Origin of the sequence: Sulfitobacter sp. CW3 (genome assembly GCF_019392245.1) — a bacterium.
Lineage (GTDB): Bacteria > Pseudomonadota > Alphaproteobacteria > Rhodobacterales > Rhodobacteraceae > Sulfitobacter.
The window spans coordinates 1-26,716 of record NZ_JAHXRL010000012.1; the positions used below are offsets into that span (position 1 = coordinate 1).

Sequence of the window (26,716 nt, forward strand, 5' to 3'; positions counted from 1 at the left end):
GTCGTCGCAGTTGCAATATACGACCTTTCCCTTGAAGTGTTTTCGGTAGTGCTTCAGTTCCTGTTCTACGTCTTCGCGCTGCGTATAGAACTCGTCTTCCTTGGCACCTTTCGCCCGATGTAAGCTGGCGTTTTGCGTCTCTACAATCATTTTTCTGTTCCTTTTATCCGGCATTGTAGATCAGACAAATCCACTTCGTGATCCCATGATAATTTCTAGTGTCGCTACATTCGAGTTTAGAGGTGTCCCTGTTAGCTAGTTCGATCTTCAAATTGCTAGCACAGAAGCTGTGTTGGCTACTGATGCTCATGTAATTATGGGGCTTCAAAAAGCTTGGTACACTCAGCGATTACGTACTCAGGGACGCTTTCAAATTTATGGGGGTTGAGCTGCATAACGTATTCATTTTCGATGTGGTACGATTCATTGATGAATTTTGTAATCACATCATCATCGTGCTTACCTCTAACAATGCGAAATAGTTGGATTTTCTCGTAACCAATATTTGTGTCAAAAAACTTGCTTTTCATCAAGACATCATCACTCACCTGACCAACGAGTCCATCATAATCAAAGCCAGTTATCCGCTCTTTGATACTGGCCTCAGCAGAGAATTTCTCTTCTAGCGTCATCTCACGCTTTTCCGCAGATGATTGAATTGTAGGTACAGCCCTCTTTTTGAACAAGCTGGCAAGAAGATTGTATTCAAGCCCAAAGTTATCGAGGATTTCGTAATGACGCCTTAAATATATGGCTTTCACGATGTCATCGACACCCGTCGCAAGGATTTCGGTACATATTTTTGCAAAGGTCTGAATGTCTTCTCCAGCGATCTGTGCCTCCGCAACTTTACCTTCCCTTGAGGACAGAAACGTCGCTGATGGATGCGATCCTTTGAACACACTGGCGGTACTTTTGACTACATCAATTGCGGGTTCAATATCATGGGTAAGCATAAGTGTTGTGCGATCTCGGAGGCTGGCCTTACCTCGAAAAAGTTGATGTAAAATCGCAAATTTCTTATTCTTGTCAAACGAAGATATCGGGTCGTCCAAAATGATAATATCAGGATTTTCACTAAGCACTTGATGCATGAATAGGACAAGTGCGAAGGCGTTTTTCTCGCCATAACTGAGGTGATTAGCCGCTGAATCAACGTGCTCACTAAGATCTCGGTGCACCAGTTTCATTTTATAGGAATCTGGCTCCGGTATGATGACAACGGTGTACTTGTAGCCTGCCGACTTCAAGAAGCTGTTGATGTTCTCTTGGTTGGCTTCGATGGTCTTCTTTATCTTGGCTTTGTGCTGGTTTATGTGGCCCTTGAGCGTGCCAACCTGCTTAATCAGTTCTCCTAGCTGTACGTTTATCGGATCAGTTACCTTTCTGGTTTCTGGCGAGTCCAACTTGTCAATCATTCCAAGATCAATCTTGAGCCGCTCCATTTTCACGTCAATCTCGTCAACGTCTCGCAAAGAGAAGAACGAGATTGTTCGCAGTCCCTCCAGTTGCTCAATAAGCGCTTCAATCCCGGTTTTAAGGCTACTCAGAAAGCTCTTTTCTGGTGCTGTGAGCTCGATTTTTGCTTTTGTAATCTTAGCCAGATTTTCTTGGCACGCTTCACTGAAATATTTACCTAGACGCTCAATAACGGCCTGAAGTGTGTTGAGGTGGCCAATAGCTGTCGCGTCATATTCTTTAGCGACGGCCAATGCGGTCTCTTTCTGCTGTTCGGCGGGGAGCGCGGTTGAACAGTATGGGCAAGTATCACCAAGCTTTAGGAATTCGTTACCTTTGATCTGCCAGCCAATCCATTTTGAAGGATTTTGGCTCTTTATGAATGTTTCAAACGGCTTTAACGCATCTGGCATATTGTCGATCTTGTTGCCTGAACCAAACGCCTTGAGAACTTTGCTAGATTTGGAAATTGAGCCATCTTTATTGGCTGTACCGAAAGCGTCACGCAGGTCTTTAAGATCCTTTGTCGTTTGCTCAATCTCAGGACTGTCAGCAAACGCTTTCTTGATCCCAGCAAAGAGATCTTCAATTTTTTGCATTGCTGCATCATAATCAGGTGTCTTGATGAAGATATCGAAGCTGTTTTTGACAACTTCATCTTGTTGGAACGCAAACTGGTTAACGTATGCTTCATCAAATACTAAAGCGGACCCAATGCCTTGAATGCCATCAACGCTCGGCTGTGCTGCTCCAGCCTTACCACGGTTTTTAAACGGCATCAGAACGGACAGAGTCCCATCATCCCGGGCCTGGCTCACAATTGCTTTGGCAATGGTGCTCTTACCAATACCGTTCGGCCCATACTTTATATTCAGACTGCCTTCTTTGAGAAGTATTTCAGCGCTGTCGATACTATTGCAGTTTTTGATAGTTATTTGATAGTCTGCCATGCTGCCCTCAAGTTGCTTATGATCAGCCTTACATGGCTCGCGCCGTTGTCACATCATAGAATGTACGATCCAACCTCTTTTCTCACCAGTGAGTTGTTTTCGACTGATGTTTCAGAGGCTGAAAGCGCATAACAACCGTCAAGGGCTAAACCCCGTTCAAAACCAAAGCGGTTGTTAAAGGTTTTTGATGTTTGGGTCAGTTGTTGACGCAAAGGTCAAAGTCATCTGACGTTCAACAAAACAGGACATCTCTATTGAAGCCAACACTTGATTTAGCACCCTAACTTCGATTAAACAATATTATAACAGGTCCACGTAGTTATAATATCTCACAATCGAAGGAGTGTCGCATGACAAACATTCTCCACTCAAGCGTACTGGCTATGGTATCAGCCGCAGTCGGCATCACAGCGGCACCGGAACGCGTGCAAGCCCAGACGTATCAGATAGATTGCGCTATTCTGCTTTGCTTGTCAGGTGGTTGGCCTGCATCGGTGCCATGTGCCCGCGCCCGCGCAGAGTTCATCCGCAGGATCACACCTTGGCCTGTTGAGCCACCATTGCAAATTTGGCGTTGCCCGATGGGCGCAGCTTACACGGTCGATCCTGACACTCTAACAGCGGATCGCATCTATGAAATTCTCTTGGACATGAACGATGCACCTGTCCAGTCGTACCCAAGCGTCCCACTCACGGATACTTCGCTTATGGCGCAACCCGCCGTTGTCCGACGCAGCGGCGGGTCTGCCAACCCGCTTCCAGATGGCTTTGCCATGCAGCTCGTCCAAGATGGCGGTGCAGACATCGACATAAGCGGTGCAGAGTTCAATTTCGTCCGTTCGATCCGCGTTTACAACGTCACATACGCCAGACAGCATGAGAGCGGCCAAGATGGTGACTGCAACCACTCATTTTCGATGCGCGTTGGGACATATGGGACGCAAGGCGATTTCAGTTGGGCGGGATCAAGCGATTACCGCTCGCTGCCTGCGGCTCATACGGGTCTTGAGAACTATCCAAGTAACTGCCCGTCGATCTTTCATCGGTCGGTTTTTGTGGATTGGCGCGACTATGAGGGCAATTACGGGTTTGAGCAGGTCAACTACTAGGCGTGGTATGACGCCGAGTGCACGATACTATAATTGCGACAGGCACCCAGACGTTGTATGCCTGTCGTCATAAATAATAAGAATCAACAGGTAGAGGAGCAGTTCCCACCGTACAACGAGAAACCCCCGCAGAGGGGTTAACCTGTACGGGGGGTTTAGAACCAAGGGATTGGCGTCCCGAATGGCTACTCAATTTTTCAAGTCCGGTTCTAACACCCCACCAACATAGCAATCAAGCAAAAAACGCATCTGTGCGTCCGCTATATCTGCATCTTGGCCTAACCCTTTCATCAACCACAAGAGTTAGCCCAAGGCGCAGCATACAGTAGGTACTATGGCCGAAAGCCCAATACCCTGTATTCTGACAGCGCCTGAAACAAGAGAATCGGAAGGAGAAACCAGCCCTAAAAAGTAGAAACCCCCGCAAGGCGGAAACCTAACGGGGGGGTTCTGAAACCAAAGAACGCCAATTCTTTAGTAGATCACAAAAGCTGTTGATCTCGGTTTTATCACTCCCTCTCCAAGCTGGCAACAAAAAACGCATTTGTGCGAACGATGAAAATTTGCCCGCAGCCGTCTTGCTTAAAATCGAGCAAGGATAGAAAAATGAACAACATTTCCGCTCTAAGAGCGCACGACGATCTAGACACCCAAGGGTATCCGACCCTGCCCGAAGGCATGGAACGGGACGGCTTCATACGGCTGTTCGAGAACACCGCACCGACATTGTTCAATCTGACGGATGCAGAAATTTCCACTTTCGTTCGCATGGCGGAAGATCCCCGGCCTAGTGACTGGAAGAAGCCCGACCGTGAACCATGCTGTTGGCGTCGTCAGGGCGAGGTGGCAGCTCGTCGCAGCAAATCCCGCTATACAATCAACCGGCACGAAAAGCGGCTTGTGGCATTGGGTCTTATCGAGAAACGCACGATGGCGCACGGCGGCAGGTCCGGTTTTGCTGGCTGTGGCATCTTTTTCTCAAATGCCATTGCCTTGGTCCCTGCCATGTTGGGCCACAAGCATCAGCAAGAGGCTCTACAGGTAGAGCGCAACCTACTGTGCAACACGCGAAGCATTCACAAGGGTCATTTGAAGGCTGCGTTGAACGATCTTGCTGACATGCAGATCACCAATCAGAAGGTCGAAGACTACATGTTAGAGTATGAGGATTGGCCTGACGCGCGATTGCTTCGCCGCATGGATATGGACGAACTTCGCCAGCATGTTCTTGAGGCAGATAACTTGACCCAGAATGTGTTGATGATCTTGCAAGAGTCAGAGAATATGCAACACCAGAGCGGCACAGATGCTACCCCCTATATACAAGATACAACCCAAGAACTTAACTATGTCTGTAACGCAAGCGTTGATAAAAAGAGTGCGGGCAAGCCCACACACACTAAGGATTCATGTTCCGAGCCTACCGGCTCGAAAGATTGCGGAGAAAATGAGAATGAAGGGTCAGCCGAGTACCGCAAGGGCGAAATTCGCCTAAAGCTATCAGGACCGATCCTTTATGGCCTCTGCTCACCTGAAATGAAGTTCTACATCGATGCTCACGCTCAAGGGCGGCAACCGACCGAGCATGACGTATCATGTGCAGCGATTCAGATGTTGCGAGAATTGGGTATCAACCAATCAGCTTGGAACGATGCTTGCGATCTCATGGGGAAAGACGATGCGATCCTCGCCCTAATCATCACGGACGCAAACCGATACCATCCACAACTCCCCGTCAAATGCCCTGGTGGATACCTACGCGGCATGAACAACGCAGCTCGCGACGGAACACTGAATATCATCGCTAGTTTGAAAGGTTTGGATGCGCGTTTGCGGGAAGAATAGGACAGAATGTGCCAATCCTCCCAGCACTAACTACCGGCCGGGATCCGCGCTCTTGTAGACCACAAAGTCTTGGCCTGACGGCCACGACAATTTCATCTTGGACACCAACCTAATGCAACAGGCCGCTTTATGAATCTGATCAACCACGTCAGACATGGTTTCCTTTTTTCGCAACCGGAACCACTCAGTTCCGCGCCGATCACCGCGGTCAAAAAGCCGTCGCTGGAGTCTTCTCAAAACAAGTTGTTCAGTGAAATATGCGTTTGGTATCGACTAGGTGTGAAACACGTTCAATCCCCCGCCTACCTTGCCTTTCAGCTCAGACCGTCGATCCTTTGACCGCCGCTCGGTGAATTTGGAACCAGACTCAAGGTTGAACAGCACCAGTATCAATACGAATTTCGTTTGCTTCCTACATAAACACAAAAGGACCGAAACCTTGCGGTTCCGGCCCTTTCGGTAAATCCAACCGGAGTTTTTTTCACCTTCCACGAACCGTCGCATCCCTGCTAGGCCCGCAATAACAAACAATAATACAATATTGTTTTTAGAACAATAATATTATGCCTCGGTCTTTGGCTTTGGTGGACTAGAATAGACGCTCTTTTCATCATTCATCTTCCCTCAAAAATCCTCGGGGGAGCGCCATCGGCGCGGGGGCAGACAGCCCCATCTTGTTCTTAGTTTTTCTGGAAAGCGGTGGGACACATTCGACGCATTGCCTGAATGCCAGCAGCCATAACCTGCGTGTCGATACGTTCGGCCTCTTCGATGGTCACATCAGAACGCGCCAGTGGTTCAAGTTCTTCAGGGGTGGTGGCAGCTTTAAAGAGTGTCAAAAAAATGCGCTTATCGATGGAGATTTGTAGCAGGGTTTCTTGGGTGCTCAGGATTGTTTGTGCAAGATTTAGTATGGCGGCAACAGCTAGATCGCAGTCATTTTCCTCATCTGTCTGCGCAATGGCGCCAGTGGTTGAAGATCCAATGGCAGCGAAAATATTAAGAATTTGATCTGATTTGTTACCCTCATTATTTTCACTAAGTTCGAACGTCTGGTTTGATTTGCGGGTGTAGTGGTGTTGGGCCCCTGACCCGGCCTTTGGCCGTGTCACCGCGCACTAATTCAGCCGGCACGCGGCTTCACCAGAACATCACGTCCCGATACGAGCTGATCCAATAGTCAGTCGCCCGTCTCTCCGAGCCGTACCCCCTCCTTTGGTCATGCTCGCCCTGGGCAGCGCCGATCTGCCCTGCGGGTCACGATTGCATGGTGCATCCCTTGGGGTTCGGTCAAGCCGAACGCCGCTTCGGGCAGAAAGAATGGGGCCTGTTCCTGCCCCTTTTTCCACAGAAAATAGACAAGGCCGAGTTGTCGGCTACGCCTTCTGCCCGCACCTACCTTGTCGATTTTCCGTTCCAAATTCCCCGACCCTGTTCGGCCACATGGCAGGTTTTAGAGACGACGCCCTTTTAGGGCTTTGCTCAAAACCAGCACCATTAAGAGGCACAAAGTCTCAGACGATGGCACCACAAAGGAACCGATAAAATGGCTTTTGAACAGCTTTCAATTCCAGAAGAAGACTACACCGCAGCCGAGCGAGCAAAGACGATTGCGGAACATAATGACCGCTTTCGCCATACTTGGGGGGCGGATTTTACAATATCCGGCCAGATTGTCATGACGCAGGCCGTTGCAGCACTTAGCCCCGCGTGGATGGCGCGGATGATGCAGGCGATCCAGCACTTTGACGACTTCACCGAAGATAATGACCCATACGGCGATCACAGCTTTGGGGCAGTGGAAATCACCATTGCCGACGATACAAAAACCATCTGGTTCAAGATCGATCTTTACGATTTGAACCTCGAATATGGTGCAGAAGACCCGACAGACTTGGACCAAACCAAGCGGGTTATGACCATCCTTTTCCCCTCTGACTACTGAAAATCAGGAGCGCCCATGCAGGGCGTTCCCCTCAATTCATCACCACATCAAGGATAGAAAAATGACCGATCAAACAACAATCCCGCAGATCACAGAAACCGTTGCCTTTGCTGATCTATACGTTTCCCCCTTTAACCCCCGCACAGTGGTTTCAGATGATGAAATCGCATCCCTTGCCGAGAACATCAAAATTGCTGGCTTAATCCACAACCTTGCAGGGTTCCGTCACGATGGGACCGAGGGGGTTGGCGTTGTTGCTGGTGGGCGGCGTTACCGCGCCCTTGCGCTGTTGCAGGACGATCCACGCTTTCAGAACGTGCAGGTGCAGCTTGCAGCCGACGAAGACACCGCGAAATTATGGGCGACCAGTGAAAACGCGCAGCGCCAAGACTTGCACCCCGCCGATGAAATTCGTGACTATGGCACCTTGTCAAAAACAGGCATGAACGCATGTCAGATTGCAGTGGCCTACGGTGTGACGGAGAAAAAAGTGTATCGCCGTTTGGCTCTTGCTGGCCTTGACGACGCAGTTCTGGACGCATTGAAAGCCACCGAAATCAGCCTGTCCCAAGCTAAGGCGTTCACGATCAGCAATGATGCAAAGCTGACCCTTGAAGTGTTGGAGGTCGTTAAATCCCGTGGCACCAAAGGCTGGGGGGCTATGTCCGATCACCAAATCAAGGAAGCGTTGAAACCCGACCATGTAAAAGGCACTGACCGTCGCGCGGTTTTCGTGGGAGGTGAGGAATATAAAGCCGCAGGGGGTCGCATCGGTGGCGACCTGTTCGAAAATGAAACGATCTTTGATGATCCGACTATTTTGCAGGATTGTTTTGAAGCGAAACTAGCGGATACGGCGGTGCAGCTTGCAGAACACAACGGTTGGAAATGGGGCGAAGCGTTGATGGACGATGGCGTCTATTACGACACCATTGAGCGGATGAAGCTGGCGCGGCTCTACAAGGTCGAAGGCGTTTTGACCGAGGAAGAAAATGACCGCTTCAACGAATTGAGCGAATTGGTTGAGGGTGACGCTTGCGATGATGCTGGCATCGCTGAATATGCGGAGTTGAAGGCGAAGGTCAAAGGCGTGTTCACAGACGAGCAAATGACCCATGCAGGCATGATCATGTATGTGGACTTTAACGGACGGGTTGAATTAATCGAAGGACTTGTGCGCGTTGAGGATCAAGCCGCCGCGATTGAGGCGGGTGTGTTGAAAAAATCCGCCCACAAAGAGACAGCGAAGAAGTCACCGATTTCTGCCAAATTGCAAGAAGACCTTACCCGTGTGGTTGTAGGCGCACGTCAAAACGCCCTACTGGACGACCCGACGCTTGCCCTTGATCTATTGGCCTACCAATTGACGCAATCGCAGGGATACCGCCGCATTCACGCCTATGACCTGTCCCTGCCCTACCTGTCTAATGTGCCAGAGACGGAGACAGGATATGCCCAAGATAAGCGATTGACCCTGCCCGATCCGATTGAGAGCAAAGGCAACGAGGCCGAGGACTTCGCAGCGTTCCGCAAACGCGGGCATAAGAAGTGCATGGATATGTTGGTGCGGAAAATTATCGGACAGCTATCAATTTCGGACGCTGATCTTGCAGACATGATCGACCAGAAAACCAAGAAGGTCACACGGGATCACTTCACACCAACAGCAGAGAACTTTTTCATGCGGGTTGGTGGTCCCTACATGATCGAGTTGTGGAACGACCTATTGGACCTGTCCGAGAACCACGACGCAGCCAAATCGTTCGCGATTTTGAAAAAGGGCGAGAAGGCCGCAAAGTTGGAAAAGCTGTTTGGCGACGAGGCAACACGTAAGGCCCTTGGCGTTACAGAGACGCAAGATGCGCGCATCGCAGCTTGGTTGCCCGAAGGTATGGTTTGATGTGTTGGGCGGGGCGCACAAGCGCCCTGCCCTCCCCGTCACTTTCATTGATTAGAGTGGAAAACCATTTTAGCGCCTGTGAGACAATATTGTAATATTGTTGAGGGGGCGCTACACAGTTGAACCCGCCGATTTTTCCGCATGAGGATATGACAATGCAAACCAAGAGGCATTTTCTAAAGACCGTCAGCATGGCGACGATGTTGCTAGCAGCGCCAGCAATTTGCGCGGCGCAAGATACCCCTTGGTCTGATATTGGCTTTGATCGGCTCCTGGTCGCGAACACTGACGGCGACAGTTTGGCCGTCAGGCTCAGAAACGGTCAGCGATACGATGCAAGTAATCTTCAACGTCTGAATTGGCTGTGGCGTGACTGGCGCGATGCAGATGCCCAGAGACAAATTGATCCTCTGTTGTTTGTTGACTTGGCTCTGATCCAGACGCGCATGTCGCTGGATTTTGGTCAACCCAAGGCGATCTTGATCAACTCTGGTTTTCGCACGGCGAGACGGAATGCGACCATTCCGAACGCTGCCCGAAATTCTCAACACGTTGCAGGCAGGGCATGTGACTTCAATATTGTAGGTGTCAGCCCGCCGTTGGTTGTTGGCTACGCTGAATCTTACGGAATACACGGCTTGGGCCGGTACGCGGATTTTACACATATCGACGTTGGCCCAGCAGGGCGGCGTTGGACAGGATGAGAGGAAGGACAATGACTGAGAAATCTGAAACGTTGCTGTTGAGCGGAGGTGTGATCCTTTGCGCCGCAATGATCGTCGTGGTGACTTATTCTATTGCGGTGAAGCAGCACCGCGACCAATTCTTTGAACCCGTGATGACACTCGCCAAAGAACTTTGCATTGAGAGCGGCGGCGTCATCGTGATTGTTCCAATGTCCGAAGATGGTCCAGCCCAATGCCTAACGACCGCCCAAGCCGATGATCTTGGCCTTGATGTGGCAGCGCTAAGTAGTGGCGGCGGCGAATGAAAGATTTTGGGCCGCGAGGCCCGCGAGTTTCCTTGTGGTGAGGATTCAACTGGTCCCGCTTCGGCGGGGCCTTTTTCATACGGCAATGCCGTATTTCCCACTTGACCCAATTACGGCATTGCCGTATGTTGTGGTATGCACACTGTAATCTGGACAGCCACTTTTCTAACTCAAGCCAAGCGCCACGGACTGTCCGAGGCGGACATGGATGCAATTGTGAATACTTTGGCTGATAATCCGGTTGCTGGTGATCTTATGGCCCGAACTGGCGGGGCGCGTAAACTACGCCATGCTGGTCGTGGTGGTGGCAAGAGCGGTGGGTATCGGACGATACATTATTTTGGCGGTGATGATGTGCCTATATTCCTGCTTGCCGTGTACGGGAAGGGAGCGAAAGCAAACCTTACCGACGCCGAGAAGAATGAACTGGCGAAGATACTGCCCTCGCTTGCGGACGCATACCGAGCGAACGTGAAGAAAGTAACGGCCCAACTGGGCCAGAGCAAGAAGTGGAAAAACAAATGAATTTTGGAGAAGAACTGATCCAAAGCGCAAACGAAGCGCTGGCAATTGCCAAAGGCGAAGCTGAACCCGCTGGCGTGTTTGTGCCGGAAACTGTTGATGTGGCTGCGATCCGCAAACGTCTAAAGCTGTCACAGGTCGCATTCGCCGAGCGCTTTTGTTTGCCTGTCGGCACCGTCAGAGATTGGGAGCAAGAACGGCGCTCACCAGATCGTGCAGCGGTTGTCCTTCTTTCGATTATTGACCGTAATCCCGAAGGTGTTGCCAAAACTCTTGCGGCTGGATGAGGTTTGGGAAGGCCGCTAAATGTGGCTGCGCACAGTGCGCCCAGATGAATTTTGGTTGGCGACAGCCATTGATGGCGGGTTCGGTCTGGTCGGATTGCATACTGGCGGTTTCGTGGTCTTAAAACGTGGAGAGAGGTTCCAATGAAAGACGCCCCAAAAGATGATGATTTCGTATTTGTTGAAGTCACCAAGACTTTCATGATGTCGAAGGCACAAGCGCGTAAAATGGTCAGTGTTTCGAGATTGATCCACTCCGATAGGACGTTTTTTTCACGGGATGATGATGGAACGGAGATTAGAACGACTGGCGAGGATTTCCTAACAGAGGATATGGATCACGATTATGCCGAAGCCGCTGGTGAGCTGACCGATCCTGAAGGTTTGTTGGGCCTTGAACTGGTATCGACATCGAGCAAAAACCTTGACGCAAATGCGGTTGACGAACTCGTGCGGTTTTGGCCTGATAACTGGCGTTCGGATGCACTCAAGCGGCTCGATAATCTTGATGACTAGGGGCAAGCGCAATGCTTGAACAGGTTCAGTATCACATGGCCCAAGTGATTTTTCGACTTTGATGCCGAACCTAGCCTGATAGGGAACACGGGGCTGTTCTTTGTTTTGATCTGGCTGATGTTTACGTTCTACGCTGGCCTAATGGCTGTTGTTAGTGGCCTCATAGGCACCGTGCGCAGCTAATCCCCTATTCTGCCCGCCGCCCCAGGGCGATGCCCTGTGACAACGGGCCCGCGCTCTTCGCGCAGAAACGCTATCGCGTCACCCACACCAGCTTTGTCGTCGGCTTCCATCGTATCGTCGTGCCAAACCTTCGCTGGTCAAAATATCTGCAATATTTTCCCCACCTATGAAAAGCCTCGCTAAACCTCTGTTGTACCGATCGCGCCCGGGCAGCGCGACCAGATCAACGCCGCGTCCCGACATGACCAGCTCGCGAAGTCTTGCCGTCGCAGCTTGTCCAAGGGCTAGTTCGTAATCGCACTGCGGTCTGTAGGTCTCTGGCGTGTCCAGCCCAACCAAACGCCAACTATCGCCTGCGAACCGGATAGTATCGCCATCGACAACGTAGATTGATGACGGCTGCACTCTTTCTGCTTTGACCGGCCCAGCCAGAAGGACAACAACGGCCATCAAACCCGTAAGAAACCACATCGAGGCACGGGCGGGCCGCGAGATTGACCGCGTGTTGCCTTGTGCGTGAATCCCCGTAGGTTCGTGTGCCGTTGCCACTGTCAGTCGTCCCATCATGCCCACGGACCACCCGTGTTTTCCCTTTGGCAAATCATGCCATAATCGAGAACCAATCGTGAAGCGTTCTTTCACCAATTTCTGTTCTGCAGGAAGATCCTCACTACGGTCCGCGTTTGCGCGCACCTCAGTCGTATTTGCTATCCACGGCAGCTTGAGCATGACCCTGCTTGCCAACAGTCTTGATCCTATCCGGCCCTCTAAAAACTGAGCGCGTCAGTTCTCGCGTGTCCCCTTGGCGTTGTTTCTCAAACGGACCATCACTTAGTCTTCTCTTAGCGACCGGCTCAGGCTAACGCCCTCCCCTTCAATCAAAAAAACGGTTTCCACCCGAATTAGAATATTATACAATATTATAATATCGTTCGGACCCTCCGCTTTTTGGTTTGATCGCATCGAATACACGCTTGACCGTTTTTTATCGAAACAACTTCACCAAGGAGACACCACAATGAGAACCTTTGCAGAATTTCAGATCATGGGCCGCGTAGGCAAAATCAAGACAGTCGGCAGCACACTTCGCGTCAGCATCGCAGCCGAGTATGGCCGCAAAGACGACCGAGGCGACTTTCAAGCAAACGCCTACTGGAACGAAGTGACGATCTTCAACGAGAACGTCATTAAGTGGGTGAAAGACAATACGCTCCCCGGCGATTTGGTTCACGCTCGCGGCACGCTTCGCCAAACAAGCTGGGAAAACAGCTCAGGAGGCACCGAGTACGGCATGACGCTGGCAGCAGACGATTTCGACAACGCCAGCCAAGACGAACGCCGCCGCGTCGCGAAACAGCAAGAAGGCTCCTAAGCCTTCGGCGGGCCTCACGGCCCGCAAAGGTTCCTTTCCGGTCATAAAAACCCAAGAGGTTTTTCCAATCGGACAGGCGACACGTGTCACATTTGGTTTTCAGTAATAACATCAGTTTTTGACGTGACCTTCAACGCTTTGGTGTGGAACGTCGCGCACCTTTGACTCGATGCAGCGGGTTTTCTGAATCCTATCAATGGGCCCGGAGAAGGTTATCACTTCATCTTGCCATCAAATATATTTTCTGTAGTCACTGCTGACCGTTTGGCCTTCGGGAAGGTACTTCAACACCTCACCAACCTTACGAGACGCGCGTATCGGAATCGGTAGTTTTTGGTTCATCTGCGTAGAATTCCAGTTGATCTTGGTGAGAGAGAACACTTCACGCGCAATTTCGGCAATTGTGCTCTCGCTACTTTTGTGGGGGCACAGGAAGAGCGGGTTTGGGACATACAACCCTGGATACGTCCCGTAGTAAGGAATGCTCCCGTTTGTATAGAGCAATCCTTTGCCATCCAGGTCAATGAATGTGCCTCGCAAAACGGGGTAGTCTCCATCGCGAAGAATTTTTGCCGCGTAATGCTCTTGGACCCAAACGAGGTCGCGAAGCTCCGTGCCCTGTTCATCCAGCGCCTCCAAGAACCCATCAGCTTCCTCATCTCGGAATCGAGAAGTCTTCATGATGATGACCCTCGCCGGATAGTGCTTGTGGTGCGCTCGATAGGCTTCGAGGACGTTCTTGACCAATTCGTATGCGTCTTCTTGGGTCATATAAGGATGGCGACCGCGCGTTTCTGTCTGCGCACGTCCACCCTTCAAAATGAACCCTTTTCCACGCTCATCAAACATCTGAGCAGCACTGGTCCAGAGCTGTTGGCCTTCAACGTCTCTGTAAAAACTGATCCCGATGAAACAAGCTTTATACTCCCCGTCTTGAGGCAGGCGACGCCACGGAACACGCCCACTGCCTTTGTAGTATAGCGTCGTCAACAGGTTCCAAGTTCGGCTTGCGACGTCTTGGATTTTGCGGTCGGAGGACTCTTTGATCTTTCGCGGAATTTTTGCTTTTTCATCCAAAACATCTTCCCAAACGATTTGGATAGCAAAACTCAGATCCATCGCTCGCGCTTTCAACAAGCCACGAAAATTTGGCGCATCCGAACCGCCGCTGTCATCTTTTTCTCTGGTTCCACGGGCTTCAACTTTTGCGCCCCAAACTCGTTCAATCAGTTGAACGGGTAATGCTATCATTGCCACATCCGGCCGGTTTCCGCTATCCTCAAGAACTTGAAGTCGTTCGCACACAGCATCGACCGCCATTTCCACAGCCCGTGCATGGTCTGGTTCTTTAGAAATCTTGTCCATGAGAGATTTTGGAAGGGTCTCCGTACCCCCCTCTTCAATCTCAAAGTTACAGCGAAACGGATTCTGGTTCTGCAATCCGGGGAAGTCTGGGTGGAGATTTGGGTGTTTTTCCGACGCGCCGTCAAAACCTTCTGTCGCGGCGGCCATGAAGGCTTTTGCATCTTCGACAGTTTTGGAACTTCCAACAACACCGACCTTGATCACTTCACCAAGATGCGTTTGAAGCGGCCCCGCCTCACGTAAACCAAGACGCGGGTCAGCATGACTGTGTTTGTCGCCAAACTCCAGCAGAGGCTCGTCGAAGATCTTTCCTTTGAAACCTGTCACAGGCCCAACCCTTCTTGTTTGCTCTCTTCTGCATCGTCGTCATCATCGACAACAATTGGCTTTGGTGAACTCCAAGCCTTTTCAGGCACCGTCGTAGGTAGTTCCACGCTCGGTGGAGGTCCAAATTTTAGCACTTTTGCGGTGCTTGGTTCGGGCGCGAAGAGGTCTCGATCCCCGGCTTCACTTCCAGACAAGAACCGGTGCCACATAATAACCTGCCCGCGTAGAGAGGCGTTGTTGTCGAGGCGTTTTTTCCCCGCCAGCAATGCGCTTGGGTAAGAGTGCGGCGAAAATCCATTGTTCGTGAAGTGGTATGTCGGACTAAGTATCAGATACCATTGGTCAAGCATCAGCTCAAAACGCGGCGTGAATGCGTGATGGCGAACAAATGAGATTTGACCAGGCTCTTTCTTATTCTCGGAAGCTTTCACAACATCGGTTTCTGTGCGGTTCTTCGTCGCCAGATACTTGAAGCTGCGTGACGTATTTTCCGCCTGAGCGAGGAAATAGAAGATCTTGGTCTCCTTAAACCATCCAAGGTCATCTCTAAACTGGTGCCGCATCAGTTGCTTTAACAAGAACGCGAAATTGTTCTGCTCGTCGCGGTCTTCATGCAGTGCAATGTCCGCGGTATCGATGACATCTACCTGATCTTCATCGATGATGTGGCGCGTGCATTCCTTTCGTGGGTCGTGGAATGACCAAAACGTGCGCCCCTTGATTGACCAATCAAATCGAGGCTCCTCGTCCCGATCAAATAAGATCGCCATCGCTTGGCTTGCAGAATACGGGGTTGACGCCACATAGATTTCATCCGGTAGCTCGATAGGAAGCATGTTGACCAGTGCTTCTTCGCCTCCCCCCAGCGGGGGGACGTAATACCCATGCCCTGTCTTTGGGACGGTGAGCTGCGCGATCGCATCCGCAGCGTCTATGTTGAGCACATCATTCGCCTTGTTGAAGCGCAGTTTTCGTTGCTCAACGCTAAAATCGCGCGGGATTTCCTTCCAATAGAAGCTTTCGTCCGAGCGACGGTAGAGCACCAAGATTATCGGGATGTTTGATATGCGCCAGTATTCGAGGTCGACTGTTCTTAACAGATACGTAAAACCGTCCTCATCTTCATTGGCATACTTGCCAATGTCTGTGGCCTTAACCTGCACCCCGATCATCTGTGCAAGTGGAACACCATCCACCATGACCTCGGCGAGACCATCAATGCCTGCTTCTAGTCGCCCCCGCCCGTCAAACTGGAAACCCATGTTGAGGAATCGTCCCTTCGCCGCGACCTCCCCGATCTCGCCAATAAGCTGGCTATTCGTAATTTGCTTTGCCATCGTGGTCCAATCTTGCCTAGCTACGGCCTGCCGCGCTTTTCGAACCAGCTTTGGCAAAACTTGATAAAATGACGCGTCGGATGCTTGGGCTCGATTTCTTCCTTGCCGCACCATGCCCGCCATTCCTGCTCGAGCATTCGAATATCCCAGCCAGGGGCAGCAGTGCGCGCATCGTGATACGCCTCAGGATCGAGCCTACCCTCGTACATCTCGACGACGGGCATAGGGACGGTTCCCTTGCTGCGAAACACAACGATGTTGCCTTCAAGAGCGGGGTCATAATCGGGGAAATGGTCGTGCTGGTCACTGTCGGCGATGATGTTGCTGATCAGGCGCTTGAACTCCTTGGCCGAAGAGTGTGAGCCGCACTTCAACCGCAACTTTTCAAGCCCAATCCGCCACTCGGAAGACTTTCCGCAGTGTTTGCGCGCGATTTCATACATCCTGCGCTCAAGGGGTTTTTTCAGTCGGAAATAGTCCCGGCTGATAGTCAAAACCTCTTTGGCTTGAATCGCATTGAACACCCAATCCGACAGCGTCACCTGTACTTCTTGAAGCACGCCGTCATTGTCGCGCCGTATCGTCTTTGCGCTTTCTACAAGACCAAAGACCTGCCACTGTCGCTCTTCACCAGTATGGATGTTTGTTTTGATGGACGTTCCACGCAACCGTTCCAAAGCATCTTCAGCCCGACCATATGCGCTACCACCCGCAGGCTTACCCGTTGCAACAATATAGTCGCTGACTTTGAAGCTGACGGTTTTTGAAATTTCTTTTTTATCATTCAAAGCTGCGATCAATTGCGAGATGCAGAAGATCAGTATGTCGCGATCAAAGACTGTCGCCAGTCCCTTTGTTGAGGGTGAAATTTCGATGTAATTGTTGCCATTTTCATAGCGACGGGTTTGATGATCCGGCTTCTTGGAAATCGAAAATACAGGGTGTTCCATACCAGCCATGTCGCTCTTAGGCGCGGCATCGAAGATGTCACAAATAAACAGATCCGGTTGTTGGAACCGGTCTGGGAGTAGCGGGTTTGCTAACCGCTTCACTGGCTTATCACCCACCGTCATCATTGCACTGGCCTATCACCCACCGATTCTATACTTCACTGGCTTATCACACACTAGTGGCTTATCGCCCACCAAGTCAATCCATTGGCTTATCACCCACCTTTTTGTCAATTTTTGCTGGCTTATCACCCACCTCAAGGCATGAGAGAACCAGTTTCTCTTTAGAAGCAAGGCACTGGCTTGTGACACACCAAATGCTGGCCTATCACCCACCATTTAGTGGCTTATCACCCACCACCTATTTTGCAAGGGTTTGATAATAAAAGCTGAATCCCAATTTTTTAGAACGTAACCCATATATTAACACATATATAACACACACCGTTTTCAGAATGCCCGAAGAACATAGCAGTCCATTGGGCCAACAAAGGCTACCGTGTCCACGAAGATAACCTTAGGCAATACCTCACCACATTCACCCGCAATGATCACACGATTGGTCTTGAGGATAGTTTTTCGCCGTTGTTGCCACTGGCGCAAAAACACAATGCACGCATTGTCCTGTTGCTGCTATTTCATCCTTCCAACCCACGATGGGCTTTGCCTTTGTCACCGGACAATCGGTAGGTCTGACAGCCGCGTTGTGTAGCGCGGGCTTCGATGATCCGCCCTGAGCTGCCAAGGCCGCTTCATACCCTCACTCGCCAACACCATCGTCTTTTTCCCAAACCGATCATTGATCAGATCGAGCGCCCGCATCGCGTCGCTGTCTTTGCTGCGTGGCGCATCAAAGAGCGTTCGCGGGCGGTCCTCGATGGGCAGTAGATCATCGAGCATTACACCTGCTTTGGTGAACCCGTATTTTGCCGCCTGCCCTTTCGGCCAGGCGGCGTCTGCACATCGCCGCGCCGCCCGCACCAGCTCGAATGTATCGGAGGACATTGGCATGATCCGCGTTGACCGACTGCCCGAATATTGGGGCCGGTCCTGGCGATGCCGATTGGTGTGGAAAAATACGGTCAGCGTTCCCGCGACGAGCCCATGCTGGCGCAGTTTTTCCGCTGCGCGGGTCACATGCGCCGACACTGCCTGAAACACCGTGTCGAAATCCGTCATAGGCTGACCCGCCGAGCGGGTGACAGCCATGCCTTTGCGCTGCGGTTCTACATCATCGAAAGCAAGACAAGGCTCGCCTTGCAGTTCCAGAACCGTGCGCTCCAACACCACTGTCCCGACCGCCCGCGCCTGCCTTAACGGCATGGCGCGAAGGTCTGACGCTGTTCGGATACCGAGCTGACGCAGTTTTGCGTCAGTTTTGCGCCCAATCCCCCAAATGTCGCCAACAGGCACCATTGGCAGAAGCCAATCGGCCAATGTGTCGTCCATCATATCCAGAACCCCAGCGAATATCGGATTCTTCTTTGCAATGTCATTCGCGCACTTCGCCAACGTCTTTGTCGGCGCGATCCCGACGCGCACTGGCACGCCGATGCGCTTCAATACCTCGCGCCGCATCGCGCGGGCATGTTCGGTGCGATCCTTGAACCCGCCAAAGTCCAAGAAACATTCATCTATTGAGTAAATTTCCACATTGGGCGTGAAGTCTTCGTAAACCTCGACCACGCGACGGCTAATGTCGCCATAGAGCGTATAGTTCGAGCTAAAGACCTTCACGCCATGCGCTTTGATCTTGTCGCGCAACAGATGCAGCGGTTCGCCCATCTTGATCCCTAGCGCCTTCGCTTCATCGGATCGAGCGACCGCACACCCGTCATTGTTAGACAAGACTATCACCGGCACGTTTTTCAACGCCGGGTCAAAGATCCTTTCGGCAGAGACGTAGAAATTGGCGCTATCGGAAATTGCGATAGGTCGCTTCATTCCAGATCATACCGCCGCACCACACCTGCAATGACACCCCAAATCTCGCTATCCTCGGTCAGCTCAATATCAGGGAATTTTTCGCGGCCATTTGCCGGGGCCAGAAAATACCGTCCATCCCGTTTACGCAGGATTTTGGCAGTCACTGCCCCTTCAACAACGGCAAGGACCGCCCGTCCGATCCTGCGCTTTCCAGCGCGATCAACGGCGATCAGATCACCGTCACGGATTCCAGCGTCCCAAAGGCAATCACCCTCGACACGCCACCAAAACGTCGATGACGGGTGCCGAACGACCCATGAAATGGGGTCTATTTCGTCTTCCAAATCATCCCCAGCAGGGGATGGAAACCCTGCACTCGCTGGTGTTGTGACCAAACGAAGGGGCATACCATTTGCAACGACAGGTGTTTCCACCGGAAAAACAGGCATCCAACATCCCCTATGTTCTTGTATTGTTCTTTTCTTCTTTCCGCTGAATTGTACCAGCCTGTCAAGGTTGCTTACACTTGACGTTGCAGCTTGATTGCGTTGATCACATAGGATTTTCGGTCAGTCATTTGATTTTTCCCGTTCATCTTCCCCCGAAAATCCTCGGGGGAGCGCCATCGGCGCGGGGGCAGATAGCCCCTTTGCATCTTGTCGATGGGATGAGATTTGATACAATAACGTATTACTGTCTGCTTTATAATGGATTGCATCTTGCCCGAAACATCAATCACGACGCCCAACGTGTTAACGGAAGTCGCATTAAAACAACGCCTTGAAACAGGTTCGACTCTGATGATCAAATGTTGTCAGTCGCCAACACGTAAGGCGTCAGTTTGGTACGGGCTTTGGACGATGGAGGCTCATCATCCAGACGGGTCTTCACAAATGCTGGTGACTGCCCGGTCACGGCTTGTAGGACAAATTTCCGTCCGCGAGTTCAAGACGGTGACGGGCATCGTTTCGTTCTTGAAAGATTGTGGTTTTACGAAAGTCACATTTCCAATGATTGAAGGTGATTTCGTAAGCCTTCCAATGAATACCTAAAGCAGAACAGACTCAGGATTGATCTTGATGGCCCATGCCCCGCCCTCTGGGCAGGGCACCGCGCCCCAGTTCCAGCCGCAAGTGGCTTCCACCAGAACACCGCGCCCCGATGCGAGCTGATCCAATAGTCGTCGGGCAGTCTCTCCGAGCCGCCCCACTTCCTTTGTCTCATGCTCGTCCTGGGCCACGGCGATCTGCCCTGCGGGTGACGGTCGTTCGCTTCGCCTTGTGCAGGCCGCGTTACCGACAATCCCGACACTTCGATGTGTGGTGTCTTCGTTTTCGGGAATGCTGGGGTTTGGGATTCAGGCGGTCGTAGCCGCCCTAACCGGCACTCGATAACCCCCTGCCCAACGAGCCCTTGGCCCTATGTGAAACGTCGCGCACCTTTGACTCGATGGCTCGGGCTTTCTAAATCCCATCAATGATCCGCGTCAGGCAATATTGACCCAATCGTCAAGCTTTTCTAACCCAATCCGGACACACATCGTAGTCCGAGCCAAAGTGTGAAGTGCGGAACATAGCGCCATTTTGCTGCGGCTGCCCCACTGACCGCAAGCAGGGCATCGCGGCATCACTGATCAACAGCGAGGGCGGAAAGTTCCTATTGCATCGTAAATACAGTAGAGCAATTTTTCTGCTAGATAATAAGCTGCACCATTCCAGCAACGCTTGCAGCGACCACTCCGTCCTGAATGATTTTTTGTTTCGCTTCTGTTGAAAGAGCGTCACCCTTCAACATGGACTTGGCATTGACCGCAAGTGTCACCATCGCAGCGACGCCCATACTGTTTACAATGTCCGCGTCGGCCCCTTGCCCGAGCTTGTGTAACGCCGAGGACGTATCAGCTGTAAGGTCAGCATTGCTGAACTCAGAGGAAGACAAATCTGGCGAAGAGTCAGCGACCTCACTGGTCACGAGCACTTCGATGTTTTCGTATTTTTCGTTGTGTTCACGCACATAAGACGCGTAATTCGTCGCCTTGAGTTGAACCTCGGAAACCTCGCCGGTCTCAACATTGATAATCCGGACATCTGCGCCAGCATGGTTCGTGTCGTCGAAAAGCTCGACGATGTACGCGTCGCCATCCAGGTTCTCTTGCCGCTGAAACGCGAGTTCGTGGTAGATTCCCTTTATGTTGTTTTTGAGACCAGAAATTTGCTCAACGGATAGGGCTTGCACGTATTCAGACAGCTCAATTTCACTGGCATCAGCAAGGCTGTTGTTCGATCGACGTAGTGCCTGAAGGACCAACTCCTCATCTTCCGTAAATGAAGGCAAGGTGTCCGACATCAATTTCAATATCGTGGCGGATACGACACCTGTAACGACAGGAGCAGCGGCTGTGGATTTTCTTCCCACTGACGGCTTTTGAATTTGAGCCGTTGGTAAGGCGTCGAATAATTCGACCAGATCTACCTTGCGATCTTCAAGGCGCATCAGCGGAAGGTCTGGCCAGTCTCTGACTTTGGCGATGCAGACATCCAACTGTTCGAGGAGGTCATGTTTTAAGTTCTGCTGCAGGGTTTCAGCAGTGAGAGGAACCAAAACGGCGTTTTGATTGGCCCGTTCCCGAAAGGCCGTTGCCAACATCAAACACGTTTCGACAAAGCGCATTTCTTGCGCATCCAAAGACTTTTTCTTGCGCCTTACTCCGGTCCATTTTCCAACAAGCTTGCGAGACCCAAAATATGCGACTGCTCCTCCAGCGGCGGCTACGCCCAAGACAATCCAACCGCCAGTTACAACACCTCCACCAATCCAAGCCAATGCGGCACTGTTGAAAGCCGCCCCTGAAAGTGAAGAGATGGCCGTTTCCGTACTGGCCGTTCCAAGAATAGATGCGATGGAAAATAGACCTGCTGTCGTCCCTGCCGCAGCTAATTTCCCAGAAAGCGCTGTAACAATCCTTGCCGACGTGCCGCGTTTTTCAATCAACAGCGCATCAACGAGATCTTCTAGCGAGATCGCTCCTTTTTCAAAGAAGTTCTCCGGCGTATATTTGGTATGTCTCAGTTCAAATTCCGCGAATTTAACAGCCGCGTGATCTTTGACTGCTTTACCCCCTTTTGCGGCGAGCTTGCCTGTCTGCCGCCCCACAGGCTTGGCGATTGCCCAACCAGCTTTCCCAGCGACCTTAGCCAAAAATAGCGCTGAACGTCCGGTCGCGCTTGCCGCCCGTGCTGATAACGGAGGCTTTTTCTGGTTTCCATGATCCAATTTTACGCGCTCCAAGTAGTCTTTTCAGTCGGGTACGGGATAACCTATCGCAGATGGTTAGTCTGGTGAAGCCGCATCGCAGCGCCCGACTCTGTCGCAGGGGTTCGCAAAAGGTCGCCCCTTCAATGATTATAGGCAGCAAGGCGCGCTTGTTACCTGTTTAGCCGGACCGCAGCATCGGGAACTCTCGACTTTTTTGCGACCTGTGCCGCGATCTGCGCGACGGTTGGCTTTACCAGTTTTCTGAATTTGAGTCAGTTTATGACGTGAAGGTCAAACATATCTGACGTTCAACACCCTGAGTTTTCATTGGCTACTTGGGGTTCGGGCAAGCCGAACGCCACTGCGTCGCGTCAGGGTGGAGGCGCGGCCTCCCCCCTCGGACAAGACAAACAGACAGGGCCGTGTCCTCGCTACGCTGCGGGCCGCACCAACCCTATCAGTTTATCTTGTCTCGCCCCCCACCGCGTTCGCCACGTGGCAAGTTTTAGAGCCGACGCCCTTTTAGGGCTTTGGTCAAAAACCCGCACAATTAAGGGGCGCGAAGCCTCAAATGTGCCACCACAAAGGAAATTCAGATCATGGCTAAGATTGATATTCACCAGCACGTCACAGACACAATCATCGCGCAGATTGAAGCAGGCACCCCGCCTTGGCGTAAGCCGTGGACAGGTGGCGCAGGTAGCGCAGCCCTGCCCTTGCGTCATAACGGCGAACCATATCGCGGCGTTAATATCTTGATGCTTTGGGCATCGGCACACATCAGCGATTTTTCATCAGAGCGGTGGATGACTTTCAAACAGGCGGTTGACCTTGGTGGTAGCGTCAAAAAGGGATCAAAATGCGCCCGTTCTGTCTTTTATGGCACGTTCGAGAAGGAAGGCGACCAGACCGAAAGCGCAGCCGAAACAGGCGAAGGCAAAACCCGCATCCCGTTTGCAAAATGCAACAACGTATTTAACGCCGACCAGATCGAAGGCTTGCCAGCCGAGTTTTACGTTTTGCCCGATCCGCCCCGCGATCTTGGAACTGAAACAGACCCAGAGCTTGAAGCGTTTTTCGCCAGTACCGGAGCCGATATTGTGACCAGCTGCGAACCCCGCGCATATTATCGCCCGTCAACAGATCAGATTCACATGCCGCCGATAGCCACCTTCTTTGATGCTGCCCGATATTTTGGTGTTTTAGGCCATGAATTGACCCACTGGACAGGCAGCATGAAGCGGCTGGACCGTCTTGGCAAATTCAACGACCGCAAAGCTTATGCGTTTGAAGAACTGGTTGCCGAAATCGGCGCTTGCATCCTTGGTGTCAAACTTGGGATCGAGCCAGATTTTGACCAAAGCGCGGCCTATGTTGAGGGATGGCTTGAAGCCCTGAAAAACGACAAAGGTTTGATTTTCAAAGCAGCGTCAGAGGCGCAAAAAGCGGTTGATTTTATCATGGATGCCGCCGAGGTCACAAAATCCCAAGAGCAGGCGGCAGCGTAAGGAAGCCCCCTACCCCGCAATTCAGCCAAAGAATTTTTCTATGTCTAGTGCCCCTGCCTGATTAGGTGGGGGTTTTTTGCTATGGGGGTATTGGTGACGCGGCAGTGGACGAGCTGCGCCCGCCCCCTGCCCCGCCTTGCGCTACGCGCCCTGGCCCTTTGGGCCAGATCAGATGCAGCTAAACGGCATCGGATCACCGAGGCGGACAGTATGCGAGACATCATCAACGGAAATTTCTACGGTGCTATGCGACCTAAATCCCGCCAACAGTGGTTCCCACGCGCCACCTTCGTTTGTGGATTTTGAGATGCGACCATAATCAAGCCTTGCTTGGATTGTTATGAGATCGGGAAAACGGAAAGTCGCAACCGCGTTCATTTCCAAGTCAGAGCCAACGCCGACCATCACAGCGCTGACGGTTGTGCCGTAAACTGAATTGGGGTCACAAACGAGGGAAAGCACCATGACAGGATCAGCCGTTTGGTAGAGGTCCACACCCCGCTCCATTTCATGTTCCCATGCTAAAACTGAAAACGGAACTGCCGCGAGTGTAGCACTAAAGACTAGGGGTGTGATGATACGCATAGACTGCCTCCTTAGCGAAGACAGTCTAACACTTTCAGTTTGCAAACCCAAGATCACGCGTTGATCGCACCGGCCTCTTTCCACTCATTTGTCCAAACATCATAGGTGGCAATCACATCGCCAGTTGAGCGATAAAGTGTCAGTGATCCGATTGTTTTAGGATCATTCATGTAGGCCGATCCGAACGCCCGCAACGTCGCCTCATCATCAGAGTGAACGGTGCCAAGATTATGCACCGCGTCCTCTGCTTTGAGACGCAACATTCCATTCCTCATAGATCACGTCCGTTCGTTTGCCGTCTTTCCACATTGGCACCTCAGCGCCGGTGTTCCATCTGTAGAGCCAGCCTACAACCACCCGCGTTTTCCGGTCTAAAATTCGTTTGATAGGTTCTGCATGAAGTCTCTTTTTGCGTGGCATGGTTTTCCCTTTGCATTGACTGAAAACAGCACTTTCCCGGCGTGATCTGAAAACCATTGAGGAAGGGCAAGCGACTGCTTTCCCTGAGTATGCGCGGAGCTTGAGAGGATGGGGGTGAAGCCAAATCGACAGGGTTGGTGCGGCCCGCAGCGTAGCGAGGACACGGTCCTGTCTATTTTGCTTCAGGGGGAAGGAAGTCGAAACTCCTTCCCCCTCTTAACGATATTGCGGAGCGGCTTTGCCGATCCTTCTATCAATACTTGCTGTTTAGTTCTTCAATGACAGCATCGAGGCAGGACCAAAACAGAGGTTCAAACTGACCGCGCATCATTGCGCCGTCAGATGACAGGCCAAGGGGGTCATGCTCTTGGCGGAGTTGATCCAGCATCGCAGCCGGTATGCGTTTTGTGCTTTTGTAGCCTTGGCGCATTGGCATCCGTTCCGTGTCGGTTTTTTCTACGAAAGCTGCCTTCGGTTCAAATTGTTCTACGGCCCGTCTGCCTGCCAATGTTATGGCGTCCTTGGCTGAAATACCTTTGGCTTCCAAAGCGGTCAGCTTTTCGCTTTGCTCAATTTTTACCGCCGCAGACAACGCTATTTCGCGCTTTTCGCCTACGTCTGGTTTCGCCGCTGGTTGAGCGGCTTTGACGATAGGCTTGGGGGCAGGTTTTGGTGCAGGTTCAGCTTTTGCCTTTGGTTCTGATTTTTGCGGTTTGACTGGCTGGGTTGAAGGCACTGTTGGTGAAGGTATCGGTTCTGGTTTCTCTGCAACCTTGTGTGTCGGTAAAGGCTGCGAAAAATCCGATGTGTATGCCGGATCTGAGCCTTTGATGGCGGTTCTCTTTTTACGCGGCATTAGCTCCCCTCCGTCAGCGCATCCAAGATGGACGTTGCTTCTTCAAGGGCTTCATCAAAGTGTTTTGCATGGACACGCATCAACGGCTTTTCACTGTTGCGACGGTCTATTGCGATCTGATGGATAAATCCCTCAGCTGACGCGTCCTTGTGTTGTTTCCGTTGCATAAAATAATCTTCCATGACCGGAAATTGTGATACTGCTTGGCGTTCGACTTCTAGTTCGGCCTTGCTTTGTTTTGCTGGCACGTTCGACAGCACAACATGAAATGATGGTAGCGCATCGGGGTCTTCGGCTCGTTCCCGCAATCCAACATACCAGTTGAATGTGTCGGTAGTGATTTCAAGATCGTCATCACTGAGCATCATCGGGACTACGACAGCATCACTTTCAGCGGCCAGATCATCCGCCCAGGCGCCCGCCGCCCCGATTGTGTCGATGAAGATGTAATCGGCAGTATCGTTTTCATATGCGGCGTCCGTTTTTTCGGACAGGTCTTTTACAACAGTCAGAGGCTCGATCGAGAACAAAGGGTCACTGATCTCCAGCTTGTTCGCCCAACGTGCCAATGCTTGTTGCGGGTCGGCGTCAAACACAAGGCAGCGTTTTCCACGTGACATCGCGGCGCTGACCAATGCGCGGGTCAGGGTGGTTTTACCTGCCCCACCTTTCCGCGTCATGATCGCAATCACTTTCATATTTTCGTTTGGCATGTGCCCTGTTCCCTGTGTCTTGTCTGGTGTTCTTTGCATTTGGTTCGTTGTCGCTTGTCATAGGTATTGTGTCAAGTGTTCCCTGTATCGTGTACGGTGCTGTGTCTGGTGTTCCTTGTCTAGTGTGCGGTGTTGTGTCGTGTGTGGCGTGTATCGTGTGCGGTGTTTTGTATCTGGTATTGTGTCTCTTGTTTCTGGTTTTGTGGTTGTTGTTAGGTGTTCGGTGTCCTTGGTTTAGTGTCGCTTGTGACTTGCGCAGTGTTTCTTGTATTGTGTCGAGTGCGCCTTGTTGCTTGTGTCTTGAGAATTAGAATAATTACGTATCGTGTTGCTTGTTCTGTGTTTCGTGTGCTGTTGGAACGCAAAGCCCAAATAATGCCGACGAGGTTCAATCGAGGG

Annotated in this window: 26 protein-coding genes; 12 read left to right on the top strand and 14 right to left on the bottom strand. The window is 51.5% G+C overall.

Annotation, left to right across the window (positions count from 1 at the left end; translation table 11 throughout):
* Positions 1-174 (bottom strand): adenine-specific methyltransferase EcoRI family protein (locus KZZ06_RS18880; RefSeq protein WP_368858724.1); only part of this gene is annotated, 174 nt, incomplete at its 3' end.
* A 140-nt stretch (positions 175-314) separates the two neighbouring features.
* Positions 315-2,408: an AAA family ATPase gene (locus KZZ06_RS18885; protein WP_219581568.1), complete on the bottom strand. Its 2,094-nt coding sequence runs from the start codon at positions 2,406-2,408 to the stop codon at positions 315-317.
* Positions 2,409-2,758: 350 nt separating this feature from the next.
* Here KZZ06_RS18885 and KZZ06_RS18890 point away from each other — a divergent pair, with 350 nt between their 5' ends.
* The gene (locus KZZ06_RS18890) at positions 2,759-3,517 is read left to right on the top strand and encodes a hypothetical protein (RefSeq protein WP_219581569.1); all 759 of its coding nucleotides are present in this window, start codon (positions 2,759-2,761) and stop codon (positions 3,515-3,517) included.
* 606 nt (positions 3,518-4,123) lie between these two features.
* Positions 4,124-5,362, top strand: a complete 1,239-nt coding sequence (gene repC / locus KZZ06_RS18895) for a replication initiation protein RepC (RefSeq protein ID WP_219581570.1) — start codon at positions 4,124-4,126, stop codon at positions 5,360-5,362.
* 680 nt (positions 5,363-6,042) lie between these two features.
* On the opposite strand, the gene KZZ06_RS18900 is transcribed toward repC, so the two are convergent.
* Positions 6,043-6,474: a hypothetical protein gene (locus tag KZZ06_RS18900; RefSeq protein WP_219581571.1), complete on the bottom strand. Its 432-nt coding sequence runs from the start codon at positions 6,472-6,474 to the stop codon at positions 6,043-6,045.
* A 434-nt stretch (positions 6,475-6,908) separates the two neighbouring features.
* Here KZZ06_RS18900 and KZZ06_RS18905 point away from each other — a divergent pair, with 434 nt between their 5' ends.
* The 7 genes from KZZ06_RS18905 to KZZ06_RS18935 all read left to right on the top strand — a co-directional run bounded on the left by KZZ06_RS18905 (position 6,909) and on the right by KZZ06_RS18935 (position 11,520).
* Positions 6,909-7,307, top strand: coding sequence for a DUF3768 domain-containing protein (locus KZZ06_RS18905; protein ID WP_257884479.1), 399 nt, complete (start codon positions 6,909-6,911; stop codon positions 7,305-7,307).
* Between the two features lie 61 nt (positions 7,308-7,368).
* Positions 7,369-9,207, top strand: coding sequence for a ParB/RepB/Spo0J family partition protein (locus KZZ06_RS18910; protein WP_219581572.1), 1,839 nt, complete (start codon positions 7,369-7,371; stop codon positions 9,205-9,207).
* A gap of 119 nt (positions 9,208-9,326) precedes the next feature.
* The gene (locus tag KZZ06_RS18915) at positions 9,327-9,911 is read left to right on the top strand and encodes a DUF882 domain-containing protein (protein WP_219581573.1); all 585 of its coding nucleotides are present in this window, start codon (positions 9,327-9,329) and stop codon (positions 9,909-9,911) included.
* Positions 9,912-9,922: 11 nt separating this feature from the next.
* A complete protein-coding gene (locus KZZ06_RS18920; protein WP_219581574.1) occupies positions 9,923-10,198 on the top strand; it encodes a hypothetical protein in 276 nt (91 codons plus the stop codon).
* A 135-nt stretch (positions 10,199-10,333) separates the two neighbouring features.
* Positions 10,334-10,723 carry a type II toxin-antitoxin system RelE/ParE family toxin gene (locus KZZ06_RS18925; RefSeq protein WP_121028175.1) on the top strand — a complete coding sequence of 130 codons (390 nt, stop codon included), beginning with the start codon at positions 10,334-10,336 and terminating at the stop codon, positions 10,721-10,723.
* A complete protein-coding gene (nadS, locus tag KZZ06_RS18930; protein ID WP_219581575.1) occupies positions 10,720-11,007 on the top strand; it encodes a NadS family protein in 288 nt (95 codons plus the stop codon). The genes KZZ06_RS18925 and nadS overlap by 4 nt, the downstream gene beginning before the upstream one ends.
* A gap of 141 nt (positions 11,008-11,148) precedes the next feature.
* Complete coding sequence (locus KZZ06_RS18935; protein WP_219581576.1) at positions 11,149-11,520, top strand: hypothetical protein; 372 nt, start codon at positions 11,149-11,151, stop codon at positions 11,518-11,520.
* A gap of 261 nt (positions 11,521-11,781) precedes the next feature.
* On the opposite strand, the gene KZZ06_RS18940 is transcribed toward KZZ06_RS18935, so the two are convergent.
* Positions 11,782-12,432 (bottom strand): thermonuclease family protein, encoded by a 651-nt coding sequence (locus KZZ06_RS18940; protein WP_219581577.1) that lies wholly within the window; start codon positions 12,430-12,432, stop codon positions 11,782-11,784.
* Positions 12,433-12,721: 289 nt separating this feature from the next.
* Here KZZ06_RS18940 and KZZ06_RS18945 point away from each other — a divergent pair, with 289 nt between their 5' ends.
* Positions 12,722-13,075, top strand: a complete 354-nt coding sequence (locus KZZ06_RS18945; protein WP_121028165.1) for a single-stranded DNA-binding protein — start codon at positions 12,722-12,724, stop codon at positions 13,073-13,075.
* A gap of 231 nt (positions 13,076-13,306) precedes the next feature.
* Here the strand turns inward: KZZ06_RS18945 and KZZ06_RS18950 are convergent, their stop codons facing one another.
* From KZZ06_RS18950 to KZZ06_RS18970, 5 genes are all read right to left on the bottom strand, one after another.
* Positions 13,307-14,767 carry a hypothetical protein gene (locus KZZ06_RS18950; RefSeq protein WP_121028163.1) on the bottom strand — a complete coding sequence of 487 codons (1,461 nt, stop codon included), beginning with the start codon at positions 14,765-14,767 and terminating at the stop codon, positions 13,307-13,309.
* Entirely contained in the window at positions 14,764-16,104 is a 1,341-nt protein-coding gene (locus KZZ06_RS18955; RefSeq protein ID WP_219581578.1) for a DUF4365 domain-containing protein, read from the bottom strand. The genes KZZ06_RS18950 and KZZ06_RS18955 overlap by 4 nt, the downstream gene beginning before the upstream one ends.
* 20 nt (positions 16,105-16,124) lie before the next feature.
* On the bottom strand, positions 16,125-17,180 hold the full coding sequence (locus KZZ06_RS18960; RefSeq protein WP_257884480.1) for a replication initiator protein A: 1,056 nt from the start codon (positions 17,178-17,180) through the stop codon (positions 16,125-16,127).
* A gap of 546 nt (positions 17,181-17,726) precedes the next feature.
* Positions 17,727-18,998 (bottom strand): Y-family DNA polymerase, encoded by a 1,272-nt coding sequence (locus KZZ06_RS18965; RefSeq protein WP_219581579.1) that lies wholly within the window; start codon positions 18,996-18,998, stop codon positions 17,727-17,729.
* Positions 18,995-19,429 (bottom strand): LexA family transcriptional regulator, encoded by a 435-nt coding sequence (locus tag KZZ06_RS18970; protein ID WP_219581580.1) that lies wholly within the window; start codon positions 19,427-19,429, stop codon positions 18,995-18,997. Before KZZ06_RS18970 ends, KZZ06_RS18965 begins: the two co-directional genes overlap by 4 nt.
* A 270-nt stretch (positions 19,430-19,699) precedes the next feature.
* On the opposite strand from KZZ06_RS18970, the gene KZZ06_RS18975 reads away from it, so the two are divergent.
* Entirely contained in the window at positions 19,700-20,032 is a 333-nt protein-coding gene (locus KZZ06_RS18975; protein WP_219581641.1) for a hypothetical protein, read from the top strand.
* A gap of 640 nt (positions 20,033-20,672) precedes the next feature.
* On the opposite strand, the gene KZZ06_RS18980 is transcribed toward KZZ06_RS18975, so the two are convergent.
* Complete coding sequence (locus KZZ06_RS18980) at positions 20,673-22,268, bottom strand: hypothetical protein (protein WP_219581581.1); 1,596 nt, start codon at positions 22,266-22,268, stop codon at positions 20,673-20,675.
* Between the two features lie 566 nt (positions 22,269-22,834).
* Here KZZ06_RS18980 and KZZ06_RS18985 point away from each other — a divergent pair.
* Entirely contained in the window at positions 22,835-23,743 is a 909-nt protein-coding gene (locus KZZ06_RS18985) for an ArdC family protein (RefSeq protein ID WP_219581582.1), read from the top strand.
* A 168-nt stretch (positions 23,744-23,911) separates the two neighbouring features.
* On the opposite strand, the gene KZZ06_RS18990 is transcribed toward KZZ06_RS18985, so the two are convergent.
* The 4 genes from KZZ06_RS18990 to KZZ06_RS19005 all read right to left on the bottom strand — a co-directional run bounded on the left by KZZ06_RS18990 (position 23,912) and on the right by KZZ06_RS19005 (position 26,317).
* Positions 23,912-24,328 (bottom strand): hypothetical protein, encoded by a 417-nt coding sequence (locus tag KZZ06_RS18990; RefSeq protein WP_219581583.1) that lies wholly within the window; start codon positions 24,326-24,328, stop codon positions 23,912-23,914.
* Positions 24,329-24,381: 53 nt separating this feature from the next.
* Complete coding sequence (locus KZZ06_RS18995) at positions 24,382-24,591, bottom strand: hypothetical protein (RefSeq protein ID WP_219581584.1); 210 nt, start codon at positions 24,589-24,591, stop codon at positions 24,382-24,384.
* Between the two features lie 410 nt (positions 24,592-25,001).
* The gene (locus tag KZZ06_RS19000) at positions 25,002-25,604 is read right to left on the bottom strand and encodes a hypothetical protein (RefSeq protein ID WP_219581585.1); all 603 of its coding nucleotides are present in this window, start codon (positions 25,602-25,604) and stop codon (positions 25,002-25,004) included.
* Positions 25,604-26,317, bottom strand: coding sequence for a ParA family protein (locus tag KZZ06_RS19005; protein ID WP_219581586.1), 714 nt, complete (start codon positions 26,315-26,317; stop codon positions 25,604-25,606). Before KZZ06_RS19005 ends, KZZ06_RS19000 begins: the two co-directional genes overlap by 1 nt.
* Between the last annotated feature and the right edge of the window lie 399 nt (positions 26,318-26,716).

Bases quoted from the DNA above. Each gene is read 5' to 3' on its own strand.
- KZZ06_RS18885 (WP_219581568.1), bottom strand. From the start codon at position 2,408: ATGGCAGACTATCAAATAACTATCAAAAACTGCAATAGTATCGACAGC.
- KZZ06_RS18890 (WP_219581569.1), top strand. From the start codon at position 2,759: ATGACAAACATTCTCCACTCAAGCGTACTGGCTATGGTATCAGCCGCA.
- repC (WP_219581570.1), top strand. From the start codon at position 4,124: ATGAACAACATTTCCGCTCTAAGAGCGCACGACGATCTAGACACCCAA.
- KZZ06_RS18905 (WP_257884479.1), top strand. From the start codon at position 6,909: ATGGCTTTTGAACAGCTTTCAATTCCAGAAGAAGACTACACCGCAGCC.
- KZZ06_RS18910 (WP_219581572.1), top strand. From the start codon at position 7,369: ATGACCGATCAAACAACAATCCCGCAGATCACAGAAACCGTTGCCTTT.
- KZZ06_RS18920 (WP_219581574.1), top strand. From the start codon at position 9,923: ATGACTGAGAAATCTGAAACGTTGCTGTTGAGCGGAGGTGTGATCCTT.
- KZZ06_RS18925 (WP_121028175.1), top strand. From the start codon at position 10,334: ATGCACACTGTAATCTGGACAGCCACTTTTCTAACTCAAGCCAAGCGC.
- nadS (WP_219581575.1), top strand. From the start codon at position 10,720: ATGAATTTTGGAGAAGAACTGATCCAAAGCGCAAACGAAGCGCTGGCA.
- KZZ06_RS18935 (WP_219581576.1), top strand. From the start codon at position 11,149: ATGAAAGACGCCCCAAAAGATGATGATTTCGTATTTGTTGAAGTCACC.
- KZZ06_RS18940 (WP_219581577.1), bottom strand. From the start codon at position 12,432: ATGCTCAAGCTGCCGTGGATAGCAAATACGACTGAGGTGCGCGCAAAC.
- KZZ06_RS18945 (WP_121028165.1), top strand. From the start codon at position 12,722: ATGAGAACCTTTGCAGAATTTCAGATCATGGGCCGCGTAGGCAAAATC.
- KZZ06_RS18955 (WP_219581578.1), bottom strand. From the start codon at position 16,104: ATGGCAAAGCAAATTACGAATAGCCAGCTTATTGGCGAGATCGGGGAG.
- KZZ06_RS18960 (WP_257884480.1), bottom strand. From the start codon at position 17,180: ATGATGACGGTGGGTGATAAGCCAGTGAAGCGGTTAGCAAACCCGCTA.
- KZZ06_RS18965 (WP_219581579.1), bottom strand. From the start codon at position 18,998: ATGAAGCGACCTATCGCAATTTCCGATAGCGCCAATTTCTACGTCTCT.
- KZZ06_RS18970 (WP_219581580.1), bottom strand. From the start codon at position 19,429: ATGCCTGTTTTTCCGGTGGAAACACCTGTCGTTGCAAATGGTATGCCC.
- KZZ06_RS18985 (WP_219581582.1), top strand. From the start codon at position 22,835: ATGGCTAAGATTGATATTCACCAGCACGTCACAGACACAATCATCGCG.
- KZZ06_RS18990 (WP_219581583.1), bottom strand. From the start codon at position 24,328: ATGCGTATCATCACACCCCTAGTCTTTAGTGCTACACTCGCGGCAGTT.
- KZZ06_RS18995 (WP_219581584.1), bottom strand. From the start codon at position 24,591: ATGTTGCGTCTCAAAGCAGAGGACGCGGTGCATAATCTTGGCACCGTT.
- KZZ06_RS19000 (WP_219581585.1), bottom strand. From the start codon at position 25,604: ATGCCGCGTAAAAAGAGAACCGCCATCAAAGGCTCAGATCCGGCATAC.
- KZZ06_RS19005 (WP_219581586.1), bottom strand. From the start codon at position 26,317: ATGCCAAACGAAAATATGAAAGTGATTGCGATCATGACGCGGAAAGGT.